Raw genomic sequence first — 14009 nt, 5'->3', positions numbered from 1 at the left:
GTGAGGAGGACGGACATGGCACGCCCGTCGGCGGCCCGCGACAGGGCGTGGGCGACGCCCCAGGAGGGCTCCCGCTCGGGACCGTCGGCTACCCGGACCGGCCGGGCAGATCCGCCTCGGTGGGCTGAACGGCATCGAATCCCGCGACCGAGACGTGGATCACGGCACTCTCAGCGGACGCTTCAGTAGTGATAGCGGGCTGCGAGGATCACGATCCCCTTGTCTGTGACCAGGTAGACGAGGCGGTGCTCATCGTCGATCCGCCTCGACCACACCCCGGGCAAGTGGTACTCCAGCGGCTCGGTCTTGCCGATCCCCGTGAAGGGGTCGCGCTTGACGTCCTCGATGAGCTTGTTGATCCGAGCGAGCATCTTGCGGTCGTTCCTGAGCCAGAACGTGTAGTCCTCCCAGCCCTGGTCCTCGAAGACAAGCCTCACGCGGCACCCGCAGCAGGATCCGCCGCATCCGGATCGATCAGCTCGCGCTCCGACACGTTGATGTTGCCCAGAGCGTTCTCGTACGCCTTGAGCAGCCGCCGCGCGTTCGCAGGCGAGCGCAGCAGGTACGAGCCCTCGCGCAGGGCCGCGTAATCCTCGGCCGAGACGAGCACGGCGTTGCCATACTTGGAGACGATCTCGATGGCCCCGTGATCGTCGTTGACCTTCTTGATCAGCGGAAAGAGCGGCTGATGCACGTTTGCCAGGCCACCAACGTGGTGTTACTTCACCCGCTCACACGTTGAAGCGGAACATTCAGAGCATCGCTCCGACCTGCGAAAACGGGTTTCCTTACCGCCGCATCCAGCACCGATCCAGCACGGCCGGAGTCCATCCAACACATTCAGCACCGATCGCGACAACAAAGCCCCTGGTCGCGTTGTGTACACATGAGACACTCGGTACACTTGAGAGTATGACGCACCCACTGCCCATAGAGTCCATCCGCGACGTGCGCGCACACCTGGCCGAGGTCGTGGAGCGTGCTGATCGCGACGACGTGCCCACGGTGATCACACGCCGAGGCAAGGAAGTTGCCGCGGTGGTGTCCATCGAGACCCTGCGGAAGTACCAGGCCTGGGAAGAGCGCGAGATCAATCAGATCATCGACGAGAGAATGGCGAACCCCGCGGCCGGCATTCCCCTTGAGGACATCATGAGGGAGACCCTGGCGCGCAGTGAGTGAGTACCGCACCGTCTTCCGACCTGAGGCCCAAGCGGAGCTGCGAAAGATTCCCCGCGCCGTGGCACTCCGCATTCTGGCAAAGCTGACCGAGCTGGAAAGCGACCCACTCGGCTTCAACACCACCGCACTCGTCTCTCAGCCCGACCGCCGTCGCCTACGCGTGGGTGACTACCGCGTCGTCTACACGATCGACAACGGAGAGCTGGTGGTGTGGGTCGTGCACGTCGGTCACCGCTCCACGGTCTACGACACCTGATCCCGCGCCAGGAACACTTGGCGGTCGGAATTCTCTGGAGGTGGCGCACCACTGCCGGGTTGTCAGTGGTGGCTGCTTTCATGGCGCCATGAGCACTGTGCACGAGACCGCCGCCCTCCTCCCCGGTCCCACCGAACTCCGCGCCCACCTGCGCGCGTTGGCCGTCCTGGACGCCACGATCGGCCGCGATCCGCAGTTCTGCAGCTACACCTTCGACACGGCTTGGGGCCCCGGCGAAGAGGCAGCCCTGATGGAGAACGGCTCGGGGGACGACTTCTCCGTCCTCTTCACCCCGGCCGGCGTGCTCATACGCGGCTTCGACCATGAGTCGGAGATGAGCCCGTACGCGACGGACGACGAGCAGGTCTGGCCCGGCGTCATCGACGAAGTTCCCGCCGCGCTGCGCCCGCTCCTGGATGAACCCGCCTTCCATGACGAGGACATCGACGCCCCTCGGGTCACCGCCTGCCTGTGGCGGGAGACCGGCGACACGGCCTGGCGCGCCGGCTCCGCCATCACCTTCCCGCCCGGCAGCGAGGACCCCGACGGCTCCGGTTTCCTCTTCCACCTGCTCACCGACCGCTCCCCCGAGGCGGTCCAGGCCCGCTTCGAGGACTACTACGAGCGCCCTGTCCCCCTCGACGCCGTCCGCCATGTCCTCGCCGGGCGTCCCCTCATTCCTGCGATCGCCGCAGCCCTCAACCCGGCCGTACTCTCGGACAACGCCCTGCTCCGCAGGATCGCCGCGCATCCCGAGGCCGCTTCCTACCTGGCCTGCGACGGCGAGTTCGACCTGGCCCGCACCGACCCGATCGAGCCGATCGCCCTGCCCAACGGCCTCCCGGTGGAGCCCATCGCCGGCTGCAACGCGGGCGGCACCCACTACCTCTGTGGGCCGGCCGTCCTCGGCGGCCCCCGCCCCGTCCTCTACACAGACTCCGAGGGCCAGGCCTCCCTGATCGCCGAGTCCCTCGCCGAGGCCTTGACCCTCTTCGTCGCCCTCCCGTCCTGGCACGACGCCCTGGCCGGCTTCCGGCCCCCGGCCCTCAGCTCCGACTACCTCGACGACCACCCGGACCACCCCGCGGTCCGTAATCGTCTCCTCACCGCCCTGGGACTCCCCCCGGCCACTGAACGGGAAGTCCTGGACCGTCTCCTCACCACCGCCGCCCGCACCGTCCCCGACGGCTTTCTCCCGCACCGGCCCGACGAGGAGGACTCCTCCTTCCAGTCGATGCTCGCCTAGAACCCGGCGACGACTTCAACCCGAAGTGACGGCACGTCAGAAAATCCAGCACCCATCCAGCACGGGAACTGGCTAGGGGCCGACTCCCGAAAGAGTCGCCCCCTAGCCACCTGCAAACTTGACGAGCTACCTAGCCCACAGTAACGATTCACTCACACGTTGAACCGGAACTCCACCACAACCCACGTGACCTGCGGAAATGCAACGTCATCCCAGCACCATCCCAGCACGGGATTCGCGACAGAGTACGAGAGGGCTCAGGTTCGCCAACGCTACACAACAGCGCCAGCGAGGGGCCGAGGTTCGAGGGACTTCTCCGCAACGCCTGTTCAGCCTGATCGCGCTCCCCAACTCCCGTTCCGCGCCTGCCATCCGCCACTCACAGCGGCCAGGCGGTCAGCAAATCGCCGGGGCCGTACGTGGCATCAAGCCCCGGACAGTCGACTCCACTGCGCGAAACCGCCACGACTGGAACAGGTTCGTCGGTGAGGGCGGCCCGGTGCCGATGGAGAGCGGCCAAGTCATGCCGATCGAAGGGCGACTGCTCCAGCCACTTGATGGAGCCAACGAAGAGCAGCTCCTTGGCAATGGGGGCGCGGTCCGCCCCGACGATATCGATCTCGACGTCGTTGGTACGGGTCCAGTAGCCGCCCACTGCGGGGGCCGCGGGCAGCCGGTCGTCGGGCAGCATCCGCGCCAGGGCCTCACGGACAAGGGGCTCGACGGCCCGGCCGCGCCAGCTGGTCCAGTTCTCCCGGATCCGCGCCAAGGTCAGATCGCCCCGCCCCCGCTCGATCTCCTCCATGGAGGGGCCGAGTAGATGCAGCCAAAACCGCAGGTAGGGATCTGTCACCCGGTAGCGGCGATCCTTCGACGGACGCAGCGATACGGGCAGCTCCGCGGCGACGATCCGCTTGTCCATGAGCAGCTCCAGCGCTCGCTGCAGGGGCGTGGCCCCGATTCCGCCGGCTGCACGGGCGATGTTGGTGAAAGTCCGCTCGCCACTGCCGATGGCCGCCAGTACCGTACGTGCCTGAGCCTGCGGGGGGAATTCGGCAGCCAGCGAGCGCTCGGCTGACACCAGCAGGGCCGAGACCGGGTCACTCAACGCCTCGCCGAGGAAGTCCCACAGCCCTGCGCCGCTCGACCACTCCGCGCAGATCAGCGGTAGCCCGCCGGTGACCAGCGCGGCGTCGAAGGCTTCTGCCGAATCCAGCCCCAGCATCCTCCCCACCTCGGCGGGGTTCAGCGGTCCCAGCACCATCTCCCGGCCGCGCTGATGGAAGGGTCGTCCGTAGCTGTTCAGAGCCTCCATCATCGACAGATCGGAGCCGATGAGGACCAGCAGCACTGGCTTGGTTTCCAGAACCCGATCCCAGGCCCTCTGCAGCATCCCCTCAAAGGCGCCAGCGATATCCATCAGGTACGGCACTTCGTCGATGACCAGCACGCTCGCCCGGTCGGCGGGCAGCGCCGCAGCCAGCACGTCGAACGCGGCATCCCAGCTCTCCGGCCGCGCGGCGGCCACCAGCCCCGCCAACGGCAGCGTCGATGCTTGGGCGTCCCGGGCCAGCCGTGCCAGATCATCCCTGGGGGACGCACCAGTCGCCGCATAGAACAGGAACGGGGCTCCGGAGCGCTCCGCAAACCGCTCGACCAGTCGCGACTTGCCCACTCGGCGCCGCCCGCGCAACATCACGCACCGACCGGGCCGCTCCCCGCCAGCCCCTGCCGCCACCTTCTGCAGCTCTCGCTCCAACATCGCCAGCTCCTGCCGACGACCAACAAAATCCACCACGTCCGTCGACCTCCACGCATGACACTAACACTTATGTTAGTAACGTAGATGTTAGCAGCAAACCGATCCCCTACCTCGCCGGCTGTCGCTCACAGTCACCGATCGTGCACTTGGTCGCACCCAGCAGGGCCAAGGCCCGCATCACGGCGCCGTCAGCCTGCGCAGGCGACCTGTGTCGAACTCTGTCACCTGGAGAGCGGGGCTCAAGCTCGACCTGACGACGGTGCAGCTGGTCTGGCGCGAGGCGGCCACGGTCTTCCACGCCCGCGACCCGTCTCCCGTCCACTCTCCCTACACCTCTGGAGGGTGCACCTCCAGGATCGACGCCGTCCCGCCGACCACCGCGGTCTCGTACAGCGTGATCCGGTCGCCGGGGGCGAGGCGCCTCCACCGCGCCGGCGTCAGGGGCAGGAGGCGCACTGGAGCCCGAGCGCCGGACGCGAGGTCGGGAGCGAATTCGACCCACACGCGGGCGATGTCCAGGTGGGATGCCCCGTCCTCCCTCCGGTGGCCGATGTCCCACATCGGCCGCAGCACCCCAGCTCCGGGGATCGGAGTACGCCGGAACATCTCACCAGCCGGGAGGAGCACGAGATCAGCCCGGATGACGCCCACTCGCGTCTCGGCACCCCGCCACCGGCACCACTCCCTGCTCCGTTCGAGCCCCAGCGTCACCGCCGCGCGTTCCAACTGCTCCCAGAAGCCCGTCGGCGCTGTCCATCCGTCACCCAGTTCCTGGAGCAGGTCGAGCGCCACTTCCCACTCGTCGTGCGCGAGGTAGTCCCAGACATCGGAAACGGTGATGTCGTTGTCGGTGGCAACGCCTTCGGGCACCAGCAGCGAGGCGGCCTCAAGTATCCCCACGACATCCATGCGCCGATTATGGATCAGCAGCACAACACCCCCTCTCGACGGCCGCAATCGCTAGGGTTGGCTCATGACCGCACTGCCCGACTGGATGCGCCCGCCGCGCGCGGAAGGCTGGTTCGCGGAGGACCTGGACCGCCTCCCCGAGGCACCCCGCCACACCGAGCTCATCGACGGAGCCCTCGTCTTCATGATGTCGCCCCAGCGGTCCTGGCATGGCCGCCTCGTCACCGCCCTGACCACCACACTCATGGCGCAGGCGCCAGCTGGCTTCGAGGTCGAGCGGGAGATGACGATCCGCCTCGATGCCCGCAACCGCCCCGAGCCGGGCCTCTTGCTGACGGACCTGCCCTACGACCCCGACCGCACCTGGTACGCCCCAGAGGACGTGAAACTCGTCATCGAGGCCGTATCCCCCGAGTCCGCCCACCGCGATCGCACCGTAAAGCTTCGTAAGTACGCAGAGGCCGGCATCCCGCACTACTGGTGCATCGAGGATGAGGACGGGGCACCCGTCGTCCACGCCTACGAGCTCGACGAACCCACCGGCGCCTACGCGCCCGCCGGTATCTTCCGGGGCGCCCTCCAGCGTCCGGTGCCCTTCGACATCAGCCTGGACCTCGACAAGCTCACACCGCCCCGAAGCAGCTGAAAAGTCAGCACCATGTCCGCACGGGAACGCAGAAGGGGTCGGACTCGCCAGAGTCCGACCCCTTCTGACCTGCACATTTAGCGAAACCAACATGCAGTAACGAGGCGACTGCACGTTGAAGCGGAATGCCTGCCCACGGACCCTGACCTGCGACGTAGCGCCAACCAGGGCCCTGACCTGGCATTTCTTCGTTGCCTCGCGTTGGATTCCGAAGGGCGCGTACAGGTGTCCTGCGGACTGGTTGCAGACTGGCTCAAGGATGCACAGGAGGCGACGCCTGGGTCCTTGATGAGGCCCGCACGCGGCAGGCCTTGGAGTATGCGATCAGACGTTGAAGCGGAACTCCACCACGTCCCCGTCCTGCATCACGTAGTCCTTGCCCTCCATGCGGGCCTTGCCCTTGGCGCGGGCCTCGGCGACCGAGCCCATTTCGACCAGGTCCTCGAAGGAGACGATCTCCGCCTTGATGAAGCCCTTCTGGAAGTCGGTGTGGATCACACCGGCCGCCTCGGGGGCCGTGGCGCCCTTCTTGATCGTCCAGGCTCGGGCTTCCTTCGGGCCTGCCGTGAGGTAGGTCTGCAGGCCCAGGGTGTCGAAGCCGACGCGGCCGAGGGTGGCGAGGCCGGGCTCTTCCTGCCCCATGGACTGGAGGAGTTCGAGGGCCTCGTCGTCGTCGAGCTCGATCAGCTCGGACTCGATCTTGGCGTTGAGGAAGATCGCCTCGGCGGGAGCGACCAGGGCGCGCTGCTCGTTCTTGAAGTCCTCGTCGACCAGCTCGTCCTCGTCGACGTTGAAGACGTAGAGGAAAGGCTTGGTGGTGAGGAGGTGCAGCTCGTGGAGGAGCTTGCCCTTCTCCGTGCCTGCGGAGATGCCCGCGGCGAAGAGGGTCTGGCCGGACTCGAGGATCTTCTGGGCCTCCTCGACCGCGGCGAGGACCGCGACCTTCTCCTTCTGGAGGCGGGACTCCTTCGTGAGGCGCGGGACAGCCTTCTCGACGGACTGGAGGTCGGCGAGGATCAGCTCGGTGTTGATCGTCTCGATGTCGTCCTTGGGCGAGACCTTGCCGTCGACGTGGACGACGTTCTCGTCCTTGAAGGCGCGGATGACCTGGCAGATCGCGTCGGACTCGCGGATGTTCGCGAGGAACTTGTTGCCCAGGCCCTCACCCTCCGAAGCGCCTCGGACGATGCCGGCGATGTCGACGAAGTCGACCGTCGCCGGGAGCAGCCTCTGGGAGCCGAAGATCTCCGCCAGCTTGTTCAGGCGCGAGTCGGGGACGCCGACGACGCCCACGTTCGGCTCGATCGTGGCGAACGGGTAGTTGGCCGCCAGCACGTCGTTCTTGGTCAGGGCGTTGAACAGGGTCGACTTGCCGACATTCGGCAGGCCGACGATTCCGATACTAGTACTCATGACACAAACGTCCGCTCAGGATCAAGAAGGGTGGGATCGGCCGTGACTCCAGGCATGCTCACCGGCTCCTTGTTTCCACAGCAGCCCAAGCGCGCCATCATCTACGTGCGCGTATCACGGTACAGGGACAAGGACGAGAAGATCTCACCCGAACTCCAGATCGATGCGTGCAACACGCTGGCGGAGCGCGAGGGCATGGTCGTCATCGATGTCCTGCAGGACCTCAACCTGAGTGGCAAGTACTTCGCGAAACGCCAGGTGGAGCAGATCATTCAACGGATCAAACGGGGCGAAGCGGACGTCGTCCTGGTGTGGCGTTGGTCACGGTTCGGGCGCGACGCGACCTTGAGCTCGTACAACATCAAGCGCCTAGAGCAGGCCGGCGGAGAGATCCGGGCGGCGAAGGAGGATATCGACACCTCCAGCAGCGGCGGTCGGCTCGGCCGGAACACGCACTTGATCGTCGCCGAGTACGAGGTCGACCGCAGCCGTGAATCCTGGATGGAGACCCACGACCACCGACGCAACCGCGGCGTCACTCACGACGGCCAGCTCCGATTCGGCTACGGAAAGTGCCGACGCCCGCTGGAAGGGGATCCTGACTCCCGTTGCGAGAAGTGCCGTGTGGGAGCTCTCCACGTCGAGGAGTCGGAAGCCGCCTACGTACGGGAGATGTTCGAGCGCCTGTCGGCCGGAGAGCCGATGAACCGCATCGTGGTCGACATGACAGCGCGCGGCCTACGCACCCGCGAAGGGGCGGTCCTGACCATCGGCAAGTGGTACCGGATGCTCGACAGCGGCTACCAGGCGGGCTACGTACGCCACCAGCCGACCAAGTACCGGAAGGAGCTCGGGAGCAGCCACGTGGACGCTCCCGGCATCGAGTGGATCAAGGGGATTCATGATCCGCTCGTTCCCGAGGACCTCTGGACGGCGTACAAGGCGCGGCGGGGACGCAGGGCGGGCAGCACTCGGGACAATTCCCCGGCTCACAGCGTGACGGGCCTGATCTACTGCGATCTGTGCGGCTGGCGCATGGTGTCCGGTAGCACGAAGTACAAGCGGAAGAACGGTGACAGCGGGATTTCGGTGTTCTTCCGCTGCTCGGCGAAGGTTCGCGGGGCCACGTGCGCGGGTGGCACGGTGCTCCTCACCGTCGTGGAAGACGCAGTCCGCTCGTTCCTGGTGTCGCGGGTCACTCCGGAGGGAGACACCATCGCGGCGGCTTCGGCCAGGGAGGCCGCGGCGATCCCGGTGGCACGGCCCGTTGAAGTGGATCAGTATGCCCAGCTCAACGAGCGGAACGCCGAACTGGAGCGGCTGGTCACCCTCTACACCAAGGGCATGATCAAGCTGGAGAGCTACGAGCACCGCTATCGGGAGCTGACCGACGCGATCGCCAAGCTGGAGGGGCAGATCGAGCAGCGGGAGAACGTGCCGGTGCCGGCCGTAGCCCCGAGCCCCCAGGTGTTCCGGGGCATCCTCGCCGAGTGGGAGGGGCTGGAGGCTTGGGCGAAGCGTCAAGCCCTGTCGATGGTCGTCCACCGGATCGTGGTCCGCCCCGGGCCCCGTGGCACGAAGGACAAGGTGCGGATCATCCCGGTTGAGGATGCCGAGAAGTACAGCCCTCAGGCGGCCTTGCCGACCCCAGGGCGTGCCTTCGGCGGGGCAGCGGTTGCCCGCGTCGAGGACGAGCCGCTGGCGGAACTGAGCGATGCACCCTGATCCCTCCACTGTTGTCCAACCGCGTAACCGATGAACTCGTAGAACCGGTTCCACGGGTCGTCGGTGGCGGTGGCGGTACGAAGATTCGGAATCGGCGGCATGCAGGAACTCCCGGCGGCAGGACGTGAACCGCGTCGCGGAACTGGCGACGGCCTGGTCAGGATCCGGAGGTCCGAGGGTTTCACCAGGCCGGGAATCGGTGGTAAGGGCTCGCCCTGGACGGTGTCGACAAGCACTGCTCTCGGTCATGGGAAGGGGGGGGGGGGGGCCCCCACCCCCCCCGGGGGGCCCCCCCCCCCCCCAAACCCCCGCCCCGCCCCCCCCCCCCCCCCCCGCGCGGGGGGGGGGGGGGGGGGGGGGCCCCCCCCCCCGGGGGGGGGCCCCCCCCCCCCCCTTCCCATGACCGAGAGGCGCACCCGACGCACCGGCTGCGGGCGTTGGGGTTCAGGGTCGCGGCCCGGCCGCCGTTACGGAAGTACCCTCCGACCGCCTCGTCGGCGTCGACGCATTCGACGTGAGCGACCACCTTGCCGTTCAGTGACAGTTCGTCGCCCCGGAGCCGGAACGGGCTGGCCGGCTGGTTCAGCAGGACGATGACCTGCTCATGTCCACCACGATCCAGCCCTTCAGGTGCCGCCCCGCGACGCTCAGCCAGGGAAAGCCGCCGGGCCGCAGGTGCAGCAGGTGCAGCAGCGACCACACATGCCAGCGCACCTTCCTCCGGGCCTGCGCGATCAGCGCCGGCACAGTGTCGTCCAGGCCGGCCAGCGTCCGGCGGGTGGGGGAGTCCGAAGCGGACGGGCCGAACAAGTCCCGGTGGTGCAGACCCAGTTGTTCGGTCTCGCTCTGATTCGTCGCGCCGAGCACGATGGCCACCGCCAGTTGGACCACCACCGTCGCCCGGTCGCGCCAGCCTCGCCCAACACCCACCGGCAGCACGGCGGCGAGGGCGCCGGTCAGCCCCACCCCGTCCGCGCATCGGCGCAGCAGTACCGCCCCAGCATGTCCGACCAGCCCCTTGCCATCGGCCCGCACACGCAGCCGACGGTCCCACTCTGTACGCTCGCTCACCAGAAAGGTGCCCTGACTCTTGTGCCGGGTACGACATAGACACTCGCACCCTCGCAGGTCAAGGCGCCTTTTCTGCTATCAGGACGTCAGATCGATCAATTCCGCTGAATCAGCCGGGTTCGAGGTGTCTCATGAGACACATTGCCGAAGGGGTCGGATTCGTCCGGAACCACCGACGGCTGATGGCCAGCCCCTCGTGGGGCTGGCCATCAGTGGTTCTCAGAGCATTGTCCGAATATCGGTCCCTTCACCTTCGAGGGTGTAGGCGTGGGCCGTGCCGACCGAGATGCCGAAGGCGGCGGCGATCTGGGTGAGGGCGTCGTGCATGCGCAGGTGCACCAGGGCGACCAGCACGCGTTGGTGCGGGGGCAGCTTGCAGCGGCGGCCACCCTCGCGGGTGACTATGAGCATGGTGACCCACTCGACCAGAGCGAGAGGCAGGTCGAGTGCGGCAGGATAGGAATCCAACGATGCTCCCGCTCGAGCGAGTTGAGACCTCGAACACCTCCCTCAACGGCATGGGATCCTCGTGCGTTGCGCACCCCACGACCGTCACCCCGATCGGTGGGCAAGCTGAAAGAGCTCGCTGCCAAGTCATCAGCGGGACCGGTGAAGGAGGCGTCTGTCACGGCGATGCCGATGTCGGCTTTGTTGGCAGGGCACTTGTGGGCTTGTACGGTGGCCGACTGTCTTTGTTCCTCTACGGCCAGAAGGGCCCGCCGTGCCCACTACCTTCACCGGTCTCGTGTTGCTGGTCGTCCTGCTGCTACCAGGGCTGACGTTCATCGTCATCCGCGAACGTCAGGGCAGCGAGCGTCGGCCTACGCCGTTCCGGGAGACGGGAGCGGTAGTGTTCTGCAGCGTTCTCACCGAATTGGTGACACTCGCGTTTTTCGCGGCAGCGCGCGGCCTCATGCCCAATCTGACGCCAGACGTCGGTCGCCTTGTGCGTGAAGGGGGCAGCTACGCGCGCGATCAGTATGTCCAACTTGCCTGGTGGGCTGCCGGTCTATTGCTGTTCTCATGTGCACTGGCGGCCGCGGCCGCAGCCATCATAGGAAAGCGGCCTCATGCATCCGTGATGTCAGCGTGGTGGGTCATGTTCGACCGCTGGTTCCCCGGAGAAAACCCCATCGTTGGCTGCATCCTGGAAGACGGCTCCTACATTGAGGGGCGGCAGGCGTCTTTCAACGTCAGCTCCGACGACTCCCCAGACAGAGACCTGGTGCTGGTGGAACCGTTGAAGTATCGCTCGCCCGGCGCGACCGATGTGCAGGACTTCCCGTGGGGAGCGGCATGCATCTCGGCCCGCCGGATCGTGACCATGTTCGTCAGTTACCCCCACCCTGAGCAGGGGGCGGGGGAGGCGGCGACGCAGGGGTCCGCCCCGGCTGCCTCGTAGGCTTGTGACCACGTGTATCGGACGAACCCGACGGCTTTGTCTGTGGCTGGCCACCTGAACGGGGTGGATTAGGCGAATCGGTCACAGCGCATCCTTTCCAGACATACGCGTCCTGGCGATTGCCGCGACAACGCTCAGGACCTTCCCTTCGAGGAGCCTACAGAGCCGCAATTCGGTCCTGTACAGCTCGAGCGGTCACGCACAGATGTTCGCCGGAGGGGGCCGGCCTGGGCTATGGAAGCTGCGACTCGTGCCCGGAGACTAGCGGGCCCAGTTGCGACCAGCTCAAAGTCATAAAAACGCCGCCGCGCTGTCGGACCTGTCGCCTAGTGTGAGACTCCATCGATCCTGCTCGGGAGCAAGAACCATGACAAGTCCGCGCGCGTTCCTCAGCTTTGACTTTGATCACAACGAACTGCAGAAGAAGATGTTCGCGGGCCAGGCGGTGACCGACTCGCCCGCGCCGTTCACCGTCGAGGACTGGTCTAGCAAGACCTCGCTGCCTCAGAGCCAGTGGGAAGCCCTCATCAAGAAGAAGATGGCCAGTACGCACATGTGCATCGTGCTGGTGGGCCGGCACATGGCGACTGCCACCGGGGTGGCCAAGGAGATCACCATGGCCAAGGAGCTGTTGGTCCCCGTCTTCGGTGTCTACGTCGACGGCGCCGGAGCCAGCAGCGCACTACCGGTCGGCCTGCAGCGCAACCGCACCATGGCGTGGAAGTGGGACCTCATTGCTGCGGCGGTTCGGCAAATGATGGGTGAAGGCAAGAACGCGTGAAGCGGGCGATCATCGTAGGTATTGACCACTATCCGGAAGGTCAATCCCTGGGAGGTTGCGTCGCAGATGCGACAGCGCTTGACAAACTTCTCTCGGTCAACGCCGATGACAGCCCGAACTGGCGCACCCAACTGATCACGGGTGCAGAGGGCGGTCCTGAAGTCACACGAGATGGTCTGCGCCACGCCCTCACCCAACTGTTTGCTAACGCCCGTGACGCGGACTTGCTCTTCTTCTTCGCCGGCCACGGGGCTCAGACGCCCTGGGGCGCTGATCTAGTCACCCAGGACGCTACAGACCAGACGCTGGGCGTATCGATGAACGACCTGATCACCCTGGCCAATGATTCCCCCGCCCGTAGCGTCACATTGATACTCGACTGCTGTTTCAGCGGAGACCTGGGCAACACACCGGGGCAGCAAGCTGCAGCCGTTTCGGAAAACTTCCGCCTTAACAAGAGCGTTCTGCGGGAGAACGTCACCATCCTGGCCGCAAGCCGAGGAATCGAAGCATCGCAGGAGGTAGAAGGACACGGTGCCTTCACCCGCGTTCTCCTTGACGGCCTCGAAGGAGGAGCCACTGACCACCTGGGAAAGGTCACTGCGCTCAGCCTCTACGGATACATAAGCCCAGCCTTCGACGCATGGCAGCAGCGTCCTATTCTCAAGGCCAACCTGACCGAGCCCGTTGTTCTGCGTATCGGTCCTCCATGGCTGGACGCCACCATGCTGCGAAAGTTGCCCGAGCACTTCCCTGAAGCAGACAGCCGAGTACGCCTGAGCCCAGAACACGAGGGCGAAGGAAGACCTCTGTCTCCCGGAACTCCAGGTACTCCGGAGCAGCAGCAGTTCGACTATCTCGGACGGCTGCGTAACGCCAACCTTGTGACCACAGACGGCAAACGTGATCACTACTGGGTAGCCATGGAAAGTGGAGAGGTCTACTTGACCCCTATGGGCAAGTACTTTTGGAAGCTGGCCAAGCGGAAGGTGCTATGAAACGCATCGGGTGTACAGGGCATCAGACGCTGAGCGTCGCCACGCGACGGCATGTCGTCGAAGCCATGGCAGCAGAGCTGAGCGGCCTGGAAGATGAAATTTTGGGCGTGACGTGCCTTGCGGAGGGAGCAGACCAGGCTTTCGCGCTGGCAATGCTGGCCAGCGGAGGACGGTTGCATGTTGTCATCCCGAGCAGAGATTACGAAAGCAGCTTCCAGAACGATGAAGCGCGATCTGCCTACAATTCTTTGCTCCAGCTGGCCACCTCTCGTTCAGAGCTGGCTTTTTCCACGCCTGGTGAAGACGCATATTTGGCTGCAGGGCAAGAGGTAGCTGATCAGAGCGACATCCTGCTGGCAGTTTGGGACGGTAAGCCAGCGGGCGGGAAAGGCGGCACGGCCGATATCGTCGCCTATGCAAGACAGCAAGGTATGGACGTCCGGGTCATCTGGCCGCCGGGCTCGACAAGGCAGTAGTCCCAAGGTTCTCTCAAACTCACCGATGGGTCGCACGGAAGTCCCATGAAAGCCCATCGCCAGACGCACTGCGGACGCACGGTTCATGAATGCGCCTCAGGTTGGCGCGGTCAGCATGGGTGCTCGCAGCCATGAATGGTGA

The 14009-nt window shown here is 65.8% G+C and carries 15 protein-coding genes and 1 pseudogene; 9 read left to right on the top strand and 7 right to left on the bottom strand.

Going from position 1 to position 14009, the window contains the following annotated elements; translation table 11 throughout:
- Positions 1 to 182: 182 nt before the first annotated feature.
- Both ACIPEK_RS09530 and ACIPEK_RS09525 read right to left on the bottom strand, forming a co-directional pair.
- Positions 183 to 437 carry a Txe/YoeB family addiction module toxin gene (locus tag ACIPEK_RS09530; RefSeq protein WP_401992901.1) on the bottom strand — a complete coding sequence of 85 codons (255 nt, stop codon included), beginning with the start codon at positions 435 to 437 and terminating at the stop codon, positions 183 to 185.
- The gene (locus ACIPEK_RS09525) at positions 434 to 703 is read right to left on the bottom strand and encodes a type II toxin-antitoxin system Phd/YefM family antitoxin (RefSeq protein ID WP_401993441.1); all 270 of its coding nucleotides are present in this window, start codon (positions 701 to 703) and stop codon (positions 434 to 436) included. Before ACIPEK_RS09525 ends, ACIPEK_RS09530 begins: the two co-directional genes overlap by 4 nt.
- Before the next feature lie 209 nt (positions 704 to 912).
- Between ACIPEK_RS09525 and ACIPEK_RS09520 the strand changes: the two genes are divergently transcribed.
- The 3 genes from ACIPEK_RS09520 (at position 913) to ACIPEK_RS09510 (ending at position 2684) form a co-directional block, all read left to right on the top strand.
- A complete protein-coding gene (locus ACIPEK_RS09520) occupies positions 913 to 1182 on the top strand; it encodes a type II toxin-antitoxin system Phd/YefM family antitoxin (protein ID WP_401992898.1) in 270 nt (89 codons plus the stop codon).
- Positions 1175 to 1438 (top strand): type II toxin-antitoxin system RelE/ParE family toxin, encoded by a 264-nt coding sequence (locus ACIPEK_RS09515; protein ID WP_401992895.1) that lies wholly within the window; start codon positions 1175 to 1177, stop codon positions 1436 to 1438. Before ACIPEK_RS09520 ends, ACIPEK_RS09515 begins: the two co-directional genes overlap by 8 nt.
- 88 nt (positions 1439 to 1526) lie before the next feature.
- Positions 1527 to 2684, top strand: a complete 1158-nt coding sequence (locus tag ACIPEK_RS09510) for a hypothetical protein (RefSeq protein WP_401992892.1) — start codon at positions 1527 to 1529, stop codon at positions 2682 to 2684.
- A gap of 379 nt (positions 2685 to 3063) precedes the next feature.
- Here ACIPEK_RS09510 and ACIPEK_RS09505 read toward each other — a convergent pair whose 3' ends face one another.
- Both ACIPEK_RS09505 and ACIPEK_RS09500 read right to left on the bottom strand, forming a co-directional pair.
- Entirely contained in the window at positions 3064 to 4482 is a 1419-nt protein-coding gene (locus ACIPEK_RS09505; RefSeq protein WP_401992889.1) for an ATP-binding protein, read from the bottom strand.
- Between the two features lie 291 nt (positions 4483 to 4773).
- Positions 4774 to 5355 carry a hypothetical protein gene (locus ACIPEK_RS09500; protein WP_401992886.1) on the bottom strand — a complete coding sequence of 194 codons (582 nt, stop codon included), beginning with the start codon at positions 5353 to 5355 and terminating at the stop codon, positions 4774 to 4776.
- Positions 5356 to 5419: 64 nt separating this feature from the next.
- Between ACIPEK_RS09500 and ACIPEK_RS09495 the strand changes: the two genes are divergently transcribed.
- Positions 5420 to 6001 carry a Uma2 family endonuclease gene (locus tag ACIPEK_RS09495; protein WP_401992883.1) on the top strand — a complete coding sequence of 194 codons (582 nt, stop codon included), beginning with the start codon at positions 5420 to 5422 and terminating at the stop codon, positions 5999 to 6001.
- A gap of 324 nt (positions 6002 to 6325) precedes the next feature.
- On the opposite strand, the gene ychF is transcribed toward ACIPEK_RS09495, so the two are convergent.
- Entirely contained in the window at positions 6326 to 7414 is a 1089-nt protein-coding gene (ychF, locus tag ACIPEK_RS09490) for a redox-regulated ATPase YchF (protein ID WP_401992880.1), read from the bottom strand.
- Positions 7415 to 7456: 42 nt separating this feature from the next.
- Between ychF and ACIPEK_RS09485 the strand changes: the two genes are divergently transcribed.
- The gene (locus ACIPEK_RS09485; RefSeq protein WP_401992877.1) at positions 7457 to 9139 is read left to right on the top strand and encodes a recombinase family protein; all 1683 of its coding nucleotides are present in this window, start codon (positions 7457 to 7459) and stop codon (positions 9137 to 9139) included.
- 582 nt (positions 9140 to 9721) lie between these two features.
- Here ACIPEK_RS09485 and ACIPEK_RS09480 read toward each other — a convergent pair.
- Both ACIPEK_RS09480 and ACIPEK_RS09475 read right to left on the bottom strand, forming a co-directional pair.
- On the bottom strand, positions 9722 to 10210 hold the full coding sequence (locus ACIPEK_RS09480) for a hypothetical protein (RefSeq protein WP_401992874.1): 489 nt from the start codon (positions 10208 to 10210) through the stop codon (positions 9722 to 9724).
- A 261-nt stretch (positions 10211 to 10471) separates the two neighbouring features.
- Positions 10472 to 10678, bottom strand: a pseudogene (locus ACIPEK_RS09475) (transposase family protein); the annotation flags it as partial.
- Between the two features lie 253 nt (positions 10679 to 10931).
- Here ACIPEK_RS09475 and ACIPEK_RS09470 point away from each other — a divergent pair.
- The 4 genes from ACIPEK_RS09470 (at position 10932) to ACIPEK_RS09455 (ending at position 13867) form a co-directional block, all read left to right on the top strand.
- Positions 10932 to 11612 carry a DUF6338 family protein gene (locus tag ACIPEK_RS09470; RefSeq protein ID WP_401992871.1) on the top strand — a complete coding sequence of 227 codons (681 nt, stop codon included), beginning with the start codon at positions 10932 to 10934 and terminating at the stop codon, positions 11610 to 11612.
- A gap of 367 nt (positions 11613 to 11979) precedes the next feature.
- Positions 11980 to 12393: a TIR domain-containing protein gene (locus ACIPEK_RS09465; protein WP_401992868.1), complete on the top strand. Its 414-nt coding sequence runs from the start codon at positions 11980 to 11982 to the stop codon at positions 12391 to 12393.
- The gene (locus ACIPEK_RS09460) at positions 12390 to 13391 is read left to right on the top strand and encodes a caspase domain-containing protein (RefSeq protein WP_401992865.1); all 1002 of its coding nucleotides are present in this window, start codon (positions 12390 to 12392) and stop codon (positions 13389 to 13391) included. The genes ACIPEK_RS09465 and ACIPEK_RS09460 overlap by 4 nt, the downstream gene beginning before the upstream one ends.
- A complete protein-coding gene (locus ACIPEK_RS09455; protein ID WP_401992862.1) occupies positions 13388 to 13867 on the top strand; it encodes a hypothetical protein in 480 nt (159 codons plus the stop codon). The genes ACIPEK_RS09460 and ACIPEK_RS09455 overlap by 4 nt, the downstream gene beginning before the upstream one ends.
- The last annotated feature ends 142 nt before the right edge of the window (positions 13868 to 14009 follow it).

The organism is Streptomyces sp. NPDC088246, assembly GCF_044741025.1.
Classification (GTDB): domain Bacteria; phylum Actinomycetota; class Actinomycetes; order Streptomycetales; family Streptomycetaceae; genus Streptomyces.
The sequence above is the reverse complement of the archived record's forward strand: the minus strand, read 5'-3'. Positions and strand labels throughout refer to the sequence as shown.